Raw genomic sequence first — 9,062 nt, forward strand, 5'->3', positions numbered from 1 at the left:
TTGAAGAATATGGCTTAAAGGTTATTTATACCCCTGGCGGTCAAAGGCGATATATTCTTGATGAGGTTCAACAGCTTTTCTCTAATCAGGGGTTTTCCGGACAAATTGGATTTGGTACAAAACCTGCTCTGTTAATTCGGGATTTTACCATAGCATTTACTGAACCGCATTCCCAATTAGCTATTAAAATGGATTATCAAATCACTGCCACCCAACAACTTATCGAACAAGCTCTTAACGATAAGATTCCAATAATCTTTAGTAAAACGATTTATGAAACTAAAAATAAGGTTTCTAGATTATGGTGTGAAAAATTTCCCTCGCTTCAAATTTTAGACCGCGAAAGCACATGGGTCAATATTCATCCAGATTTATCTGACTATCCATATGATTTGATTAACCCGACTGTATATATATCTTCTTTGTACGATGATCAAGTAGATGATTTCTTGAAAGATAGACAAATTGATACATTAATATTAGCTGGGACAACTACAAGTGGGAGTATAAGAGCAACTGCAGTAGATGCTCTTCAAAGAGGTTATAGAGTAATCATTCCTAAAGAGGCTGTAGGAGATCGAAATCAAACCTTACAGAACTCAACATTATTAGATTTAAACGCAAGGTATGCAGACGTAATGAATCTGGATAAGGTTCTTAATGCTATGAAACCATGAGCAGCGCATTTGAATAAAACCATGATTATCCTTTGGTAATCATGGTTTTTTATTTTTAGAAAAATTTAATAAAATTGAATATTGACACTTATAGTGCTGTAAGATAAAATAAAATCATGAAAGCTTTGGTAAGTTTGGTAGATTGAGATAACTTTTGGAGAAATAATACAACTTTGATAACTTCAAACTATCAGTGTTCATGATTTTCTATTATTTTTAGGAGGAGTACAAATGGAAAATACTCAGGTAGTATCAAAGTTTTTGAAAACGGGTGAAATGTTCAAGGAAAGTCTTCGTGATGGCCGGACAGTATACTATAAGGGTGAAAAAATTCAAGATGTGACCATTCATCCAGCTACTAGCGGCGGTATCAATATTATGGCTAAGATCTTTGATGCTCAGCATAACCCGGAAACTCAGGATAAGCTAACGTATATCAATCAAGAGTCAGGTGAACGAGTCAGTAAAGCTTGGATGATTCCCAGAACGAAGGAAGACCTTAAGAGCCGCAGAGAATTGACTGACTATGTAGCTCGGGAAACCTTTGGCGTGTTTGGCAGACCATTCGATTTAGCTCCTCTTGTTCCAGTGGGTATGGCCGCACATCTTTCGAAATTCCGCAGTAAAAGGCCAGAATATGCTGAAAATGTTCTTCACTATATCGACTATGCTCAGAAAAATAACTTGATGGGTCCAGAAGTACTAGTAGATCCTCAGAATGACCGTTCCAAAGCAGCTGCTGCGGGTGCCCGCCTATTCGATGTTGAATTAGGAAGTCAAATAAAAGGAGGCAGCTCCACACCTGCTTTGCTCCGGGTAGTGAAAGAGACTGAAGAGGGGATTTATATTAGCGGTGCAAAAGCAGTAGGTTCGATTTCTTCCCAAGGTAACGAAATGATTCTCTCCAATCTTATGCGTCCAGGGCTGTTACCGGAAGAATCTCTTTGGTTAGCTGTTCCTATCAATGCACCAGGCATCCACATTGTCTGCCGTGAATCGGTCTCTTCAGATCCTATCAGTTCTTATGATCACCCGGTTAAATCACGCGGAGAAGAAATGGATTCCTTCTTAATTTTTGATAACGTTTTCGTAGAAAAATGGAGAATATTCAATTATGGTGTCCCAGAACTCAATGAATTGTACGGCGGCGTTGTATTAGGAGTACACTGGCACGTGTTATCCCGTCTAGCTACCAAAGCTGAATTGTATGCCGGTGCTGCTCAGCTAATCGTAGATGCGCTTGGAACAGGAAAAATTCCAGGAGTTCGTTCTATCGTATCGGAAGTGATTCAATATGCTCAAACGTTAAGAGCCTACGTTTTAGCCTCTGAAGAATTAGCTGAAATGACTGAAGATGGCGTTATGTGGCCGGATGTCAATATGCTTACAGCTGGACGCCTTTATGGTATCACGCATTATCCGCAAATAATCCATCATCTCCAGGAATTATGCGGACAAGGACTGGTCATGAGATTCTCTGAAAAAGATTATGCACATCCTTTTATTGGAGGCAAATTAGAGGAACTACTGGTTGGACGCGATTTAACTTCGAAGCAGAAAAACTTGTTGATGAACTTCATTTGGGATATTACTACAGATTCTCACGCAGGCCGCGTTGCTCTATTTGAAAACGTTAATGCTTTGCCGGCACCGCTGCTTCGTGAGCGTTTGTATCATGAATATGATCGAACACCGTTTATGAACCATATTCGTAAGTCGATCGGACTTCCTTTGTAGGTGAAGTTTATAAGAACAATAGCTTAATAGGTTCTAACTATTTTGGAGGCGTGTAAATGAAAACAAATTACCGAATAGGATTAGTTGTTCCTAGTTCCAATACAACGATGGAAACGGAAATTCCAGCAATGCTTCGTTGGAGAGAACAAGTTGATCCGAATTTGTCGTTTACTTTTCACTCAAGTAGGATGCGAATGAAACATGTTACAAAAGAAGAATTAAAAGCCATGGATGTAGAAAGTGACCGCTGCGCTGTCGAACTTTCGGATGCCAGATGTGATGTTCTTGCGTATGCATGCCTTGTCGCTATTATGTGTCAGGGGCCCGGTTATCATATGGAGTCTGAACAGCGCCTATTTAATGCAACAAAAGAAAATGGAGCAGCTACACCGGTTATTAGCAGTGCTGGTGCTCTGGTAGATGGCATTAAAACATTAGGAGCTCAAAAAGTCGCTATTATTACCCCTTATATGAAGCCTTTAACGAAACAGGTGATTGACTATATTGAGGCAAGCGGCATACAAGTAACAGATTCGATTAGTCTGGAAATCCCAGATAATTTGGAAGTTGGACGTCAAGACCCTATGCGTTTGCTAGAGATTGTTAAAAAATTAGATATTAGCCAAGCTGATGCGGTTGTCTTATCCGCTTGTGTTCAGATGCCTTCATTAGAAGCAATTCAGCTTGTTGAGAATGAAATCGGAAAACCAGTGCTTTCAGCAGCTGTTGCTACCGTATACAACATTCTTAAAACTCTTGATCTGCACCCGTATGTGCCAAATGCAGGTAAGCTACTATCAGGGGATATCATCTCTAAACTTCCAATTGAGGAGGGGAATTATAATGGATGAAGTAAAAAATAAATTTCGAGAGTCGATGAGCCGGCTTGCTACTGGAGTAACAATTGTCATGACTGAAATTGAGGGCCGGCCTTGGGGCTTAACTGTAAGTGCGTGCTGTTCAATTTCAATGGAGCCACCTTTAATTTTAATAAGCCTAGCTACACAAGCAGCTAGTACACAAGCGATAATTAATAACCAACGTTTCAGTGTCAGCGTCCTTGCTGAGGATCAAATTGACGTAGCAAGATCTGGGGCAAAAGCAGGTGCACCAAAGTTTTTTGAGGAGTTTGCAGAAAGTAAGGGCAGTTTTAATTATGATGTCAAAAATGCTCTAGCAAATGTTCATTGCAGAGTTGAACAAACAGTGACAGCTGGTGATCATACTATTTTTATTGGGTTCGTGGAAGATGTGATATTAGGTGAATCTAAATCACCATTGCTTCATTTTAATAGACAATTTGGAGAATTTAATACAGCTGTAAGGAACTAATTCAAGTGAATGACTTTCCAAGATTGGTATGTTACTAATCTTGGAGGGTTATGGAGGGAGAGTTGTTGTGGTGCATCAGCAAGGTGATGAGGAATTGTATAAAGAAAGAGGTTTTGGAAAATTATTGGGTTTTGGTAAGAAACCAGCTTTGATCGTTGTTGATATGATTGAAGGTTTTACTGATCCTAGTATGCCTATGGGTTCCGAGTTAACCCCGCAAATAAATAAAGTAAATGCACTTTTGGAAATTATCCGTAATAAGGATCTGCCAGTATTCTTTACTACCATTTCTTATGATGATGATACATTTGCTGATTCAGGATTATGGTACCAAAAGATGGAGGGACTAAAGACTTTAAAAGCAGGTACCAGTGCAGTGAATGTGGATCCCAGATTAGATTTCCGTTATGGTGACGGCTTAATTGTTAAGAAATATGCATCAGCATTTTTTGGGACCGATTTAATTGCACGTCTGAATGCACAGAATGTTGATACTGTGATAATTGTAGGTTGTACAACATGTGGTTGTGTTCGTGCTACAGCTGTTGATGCGTTGCAATACGGATACAGACCTATCGTTGTGGAGGATGCGGTAGGGGATCGTTCATTAGCATCCCATGAACAAAGTCTTATCGATATGCGCCAGAAATATGCCGATGTATTAACTACCGAGGAAATCATAACATCAATATCTGCTAAATATCCTAAGGGTTCATTTACAGCTTTAATAAAAGAATAATTTTTTCAATCAACGCTTTAGGCCTTAAACGTTTTTGATTAATGAAAAAGAAGGCCAGGTTGGATTCCCTTATAACTAATACAATAGATAGTGAGGAGGGAAAATCCTGAAATATTATAAAAATCTATTCAACTCGCATTTAGCAGAATTAAAACATGGCTCTTATATAACGATTGGCTCCTTTGATGGCGTACATAAAGGCCATCAGCAATTAATTTCAAGCACTGTATTGGAGGGTAAAAAAAATAACTACCCCACGATTGTCATAACATTTGACCCTCTACCGAAAACCTTTTTTAACAACACGGAATTACCATCGTCTCTTATTACCAGTCCGTACACCAGAGCGGAGAGAATAGCTGCTCTTGGAGTCGATATCCTCATTGAATATACTTTTGATAATACCTTTTCAACCATTAGCTCCGATGATTTTGTGGACAGCGTTCTATTGGGTTTAAACCCTAAAAAATTTTTCGTTGGAAAAGACTTTAGGTTTGGCCATAAAGGTTCAGGAACCCCCGAAGCTTTAAAACAAATAGGTGCCAGATTGGGATTTGAGACGGATATTTTCGAATTTACGCATTTGGCTGATGAGCGTATCTCCAGCACTAGAGTGCGCCAGGCGATAAATAATGGTGATCTTAAGCTTGCTTCTGATCTTATGGGGAAACAACACGAATTGTGCGGCAGGATTGTCAAGAGTTTGAATGATTATAAAGGACTATTTGTGCCAGATGCGGCCCTCATTCTGCCGCCTGCAGGGGAGTATTGGGTCAATCTGAAAAATTCTACTAACAAATACTTTACTAAAGCAATTATTTTCCCTACCAATCAATTTATTGAAATGAATTTAGACCAGGCTGCGATTAACTGTATTTCTAAAGATAGGGTTACTGTAGAGTTTCTTCAGTCTGTGTCTACAGCAGTTCCTAAGGAAATTGAATTAGAAATAGCTAACCAGCGTCATTCTATACTAAGTTAAATTGTTCATTTCATTATACTATATTGCGAGAATTTATTAGAATATTGACACTTTTTGAAACTAACCTTAGACTTTATCTATGATAAATTCGACAAGTTTAGCAACTTGAGGCTAATTTAATAAGCTGTTTAAACTTTGTTAACTTCAAAATGTGATAGACAAGGATTCTCGTAAATATTTTTTAGGGGGAGAAGGATGGAAAATATTTCGGTAGTTTCAAAGTATTTAAAAACAGGCGAGATGTATAAGGAGAGTCTTCGTGATGACAGGACCGTTTATTATAAGGGCGAACTGATTCAGGATGTAACCACTCACCCAGCCACTAGCGGTGGTATAAATATTATGGCTAACATCTTTGATGCCCAGCATAACCCAGAAACACAGGATAAGCTTACGTACATCAGGTCAGACATAGGGGAACGAGTGACCAAAGCCTGGATGATTCCTAGAACAAAAGAAGATTTGAAGAGCCGAAGAGAATTAACGGATTATATTGCTCAGGAAACCTTCGGGGTGTTTGGCCGCCCATTTGATTTGGCGCCTCTCGTGCCTGTGGGAATGGCGGCATATCTTTCAAAGTTCCGCAGCAAAAGGCCTGAATATGCAGATAATGTCCTCCACTATATTGACTATGCCCAAAAAAATAACTTGATGGGTCCTGAGGTGTTAGTTGATCCTCAAAATGACCGTTCAAAAGCCGCGGCAGCTGGTGCCCGCCTGTTTGATGTCGAATTGGGGAGCCAAATAAAAGGCGGCGATTCTACTCCTGCTTTACTCCGGGTGGTGAGGGAAACAGAAGAAGGAATCTATATTAGCGGAGCGAAAGCGGTAGGTTCCATTTCGTCCCAAGGAAATGAAATGATCCTCTCTAATCTGATGCGTCCTGGTTTGTTACCTGAAGAGTCATTATGGTTATCAGTACCGATAAATTCACCAGGCATTCACATTGTCTGTCGGGAAACTGTCTCTTCCGATGCGGCAAGTACCTATGATCACCCGGTTAAATCACGAGGAGAAGAAATGGATTCCTTCTTGATTTTTGATAACGTTTTCGTGGAAAAGTGGAGAATTTTTAACTATGGAGTACCAGAACTTAATGAATTATATGGAGGGGTTGTATTAGGAGCGCACTGGCATATTCTCTCTCGTTTGGCAACCAAAGCGGAAATGTATGCCGGGGCTGCCCAGCTGATTGTTGATGCTTTGGGAACAGGGAAGATTCCAGGTGTACGTTCTATCGTATCAGAAGTGATTCAGTACGCTCAAACCTTGAGAGCATATGTATTGGCCTCAGAGGAACTAGCTAAACCAACTGAAGATGAAGTGATGTGGCCAGATGTCAATATGCTTACCGCCGGGCGACTTTATGGTATTACACACTATCCGCGGATTATCCATCATCTACAGGAATTATGCGGACAGGGATTGGTTATGAGATTCTCTGAAAAAGACTATGATCATCCATTTATTGGCGGTAAACTGGAGGAACTTCTCGTTGGACGGGATTTAACATCCAAGCAGAAAAACTTATTGATGAACTTTATTTGGGATATTACCACAGATTCTCATGCAGGTCGTGTTGGACTTTTTGAAAACGTCAATGCACTCCCAGCTCCATTGCTTCGTGAGCGTCTATACCATGAATACGACCGAACACCTTTTATGAACCAAATACGTAAATCTATTGGTCTTCCATAAGAAGCGTAATCACTAGTGAAAATGGAAGTCGTTTGATTGAAGAATAGAGCTTAAATTTAGGTTCGTTCGCCTGAGAGGAGATATAAATATGAAGCAAAATCATTCTTTTGGGGACCTTTTTGTAAACGGTCTAAATGCAAAAATTCACCTAATTACTAAAGGAGATAAGGCTGGTACCCCCGTCATTTTTTTGCCGGGAATTACTAGTTACAGCCTTTCATTTGCAAAAGTCCTAAATTTAATGCCTGAAAATTATTATTCCTTATCAATGGATGCCAGGGGCAGAGGGCTGTCCGACCGTCCTAAGGAAGGCTATCTATTAAAAGATTATACAGAGGACTTACTGAATATTGTAAACGCTTTAACAGATAATCCCATTGGTCCAGTATTGGTTGGCCACTCGATGGGAGCCCGGATTGCGGCTGCATTTGGCAGCCAATATCCGTCTCTCATTTCCGGAATCGTATTAATCGATCCTCCTATTAACGGACCAGGACAGAGAGAGATCTATCCTAATCCATTGTCGATGTTTTTAAAACAAAAGGAGGCTGTTGATCAAGGGGATATGGAATTATTCCGCAGCTTCTTTCCTTTATTTACAGATGAACAAATAGCTGAAAGAGCGGATGAATATCGAAATAGTAGTTTGCCAGCGATTATTGAATCCTACCAATCTCTGTTATTGGAGCCTTTTCAAGTATATATTAAGATGCTTTCAGTCCCTGCATTCCTATTAGCGGCAGAACATGGAGATACCATTCGTGAAAACGAACTTCGGGTTTTGAAAACGATCAACCCTTCGATGCAGGTTGAAAGGGTTAAAGGAGTAAGCCACATGGTGTATAAAGATGCACCAGAACAAACAGTTGATTATATTGTTTCATTTATAGAAGGAATTACAAAAAAATAAACGAGGTGTTAATAAATGACTGTTGAATTTCAAGAAATGGTTTCTCTGTTTAAAAAACAACTTGAATTGTGTAAATTAAAGCAGTCTGAAACGATGGCGGTATTAACCTCGGGCGAGATTAGAGCAGATTATGCGAAAGCGTTCCTGACGGCAGCTTCCGAGATCGGGGCGAACGCCTTTGAATTGAAACTGCCGCCAGCTAAACAAGGAGCTTCTGGTTCGTTTGGCATTACACCGTTAACCGATAACCGAGTTGCAGTTGAATGCTTGAAGAAGGCCGACCTTGTTATTGACTTAGTTCTCCTCCTTTTTTCTAAAGAACAATTGGAACTGCAGGATGCAGGAGTAAGAATTCTGTTGGTTGTCGAACCTTTCGATGTAATTAAAAGAATGTTTCCAAAGGAAAGCGACAAAGAGAGAGTGCTATATGCAACCCAATTATTAAGGAATGCAAAAGAATTAAGATTCACCAATAAGGCGGGCAGCGATGTTACCTATCAGCTAGGTCAATATCCAATCCTTACGGAATACGGTTTTGCTGATGAACCAGGCAGATGGGACCACTTGCCAAGTTGTTTTTCTGCTGCCACATCTAATGATTGCGGAGTTGACGGGGTAGTAGTTTTGGATAAAGGGGACATATTTTTCCCGTTTAACCGATATTTTCAAGACCAAGTAAAGTTAACGATAAAAGGTGGATTTGTTACGGGCATTGAAGGCGGTTTTGACGCCATGCTGATGAGGGATTATATCGAAAGTTTTAATGACCCGCGAGCTTACGCGATATCCCACATTGGCTGGGGACTTAACGAAAGGGCACAATGGCATAGTCTCGCTTTCGATGATCAAGTGTTTGGCATGGATGGGCGTGCCTTTTATGGAAATGTCTTATTCTCCTTGGGGCCAAACTCTGAATTAGGGGGGAACAACGATACCCCATGCCATCTTGATTTACCAATGAAAAATTGTACGTTATATCTAGACGGT

General features: G+C 40.0%; 9 protein-coding genes. All 9 read left to right on the forward strand.

Translation table 11 applies throughout. The features are described from left to right. The coding region (locus tag V7659_RS28430) for an isochorismatase family protein (protein ID WP_335543415.1) at positions 1-677 on the forward strand (677 nt) is incomplete at its 5' end. 231 nt (positions 678-908) lie between these two features. Then, positions 909-2,414 (forward strand): 4-hydroxyphenylacetate 3-hydroxylase N-terminal domain-containing protein, encoded by a 1,506-nt coding sequence (locus tag V7659_RS28435; RefSeq protein WP_144563580.1) that lies wholly within the window; start codon positions 909-911, stop codon positions 2,412-2,414. Between the two features lie 56 nt (positions 2,415-2,470). Then, on the forward strand, positions 2,471-3,265 hold the full coding sequence (locus V7659_RS28440) for a maleate cis-trans isomerase family protein (protein WP_335543416.1): 795 nt from the start codon (positions 2,471-2,473) through the stop codon (positions 3,263-3,265). Further along, complete coding sequence (locus V7659_RS28445; RefSeq protein ID WP_180230200.1) at positions 3,258-3,746, forward strand: flavin reductase family protein; 489 nt, start codon at positions 3,258-3,260, stop codon at positions 3,744-3,746. Before V7659_RS28440 ends, V7659_RS28445 begins: the two co-directional genes overlap by 8 nt. A gap of 67 nt (positions 3,747-3,813) precedes the next feature. After that, on the forward strand, positions 3,814-4,485 hold the full coding sequence (locus tag V7659_RS28450; RefSeq protein WP_335543417.1) for an isochorismatase family protein: 672 nt from the start codon (positions 3,814-3,816) through the stop codon (positions 4,483-4,485). A 106-nt stretch (positions 4,486-4,591) separates the two neighbouring features. After that, positions 4,592-5,467, forward strand: coding sequence for an FAD synthetase family protein (locus V7659_RS28455; protein ID WP_335543421.1), 876 nt, complete (start codon positions 4,592-4,594; stop codon positions 5,465-5,467). A 195-nt stretch (positions 5,468-5,662) separates the two neighbouring features. After that, entirely contained in the window at positions 5,663-7,165 is a 1,503-nt protein-coding gene (locus tag V7659_RS28460) for a 4-hydroxyphenylacetate 3-hydroxylase N-terminal domain-containing protein (RefSeq protein WP_335543418.1), read from the forward strand. A gap of 88 nt (positions 7,166-7,253) precedes the next feature. Further along, positions 7,254-8,075 carry an alpha/beta fold hydrolase gene (locus tag V7659_RS28465; protein WP_335543419.1) on the forward strand — a complete coding sequence of 274 codons (822 nt, stop codon included), beginning with the start codon at positions 7,254-7,256 and terminating at the stop codon, positions 8,073-8,075. Between the two features lie 15 nt (positions 8,076-8,090). After that, positions 8,091-9,062: leucyl aminopeptidase (locus V7659_RS28470; protein ID WP_335543420.1), on the forward strand; the 972-nt coding region annotated here is incomplete at its 3' end.

The sequence above is a fragment of the Neobacillus drentensis genome (genome assembly GCF_036966985.1).
Classification (GTDB): domain Bacteria; phylum Bacillota; class Bacilli; order Bacillales; family Cytobacillaceae; genus Neobacillus; species Neobacillus drentensis_E.

Excerpts from the sequence above, each read along its gene's own strand:
- V7659_RS28460 (WP_335543418.1), top strand. The coding sequence starts at position 5,663 with ATGGAAAATATTTCGGTAGTTTCAAAGTATTTAAAAACAGGCGAGATG.
- V7659_RS28445 (WP_180230200.1), top strand. The coding sequence starts at position 3,258 with ATGGATGAAGTAAAAAATAAATTTCGAGAGTCGATGAGCCGGCTTGCT.
- V7659_RS28440 (WP_335543416.1), top strand. The coding sequence starts at position 2,471 with ATGAAAACAAATTACCGAATAGGATTAGTTGTTCCTAGTTCCAATACA.
- V7659_RS28435 (WP_144563580.1), top strand. The coding sequence starts at position 909 with ATGGAAAATACTCAGGTAGTATCAAAGTTTTTGAAAACGGGTGAAATG.
- V7659_RS28465 (WP_335543419.1), top strand. The coding sequence starts at position 7,254 with ATGAAGCAAAATCATTCTTTTGGGGACCTTTTTGTAAACGGTCTAAAT.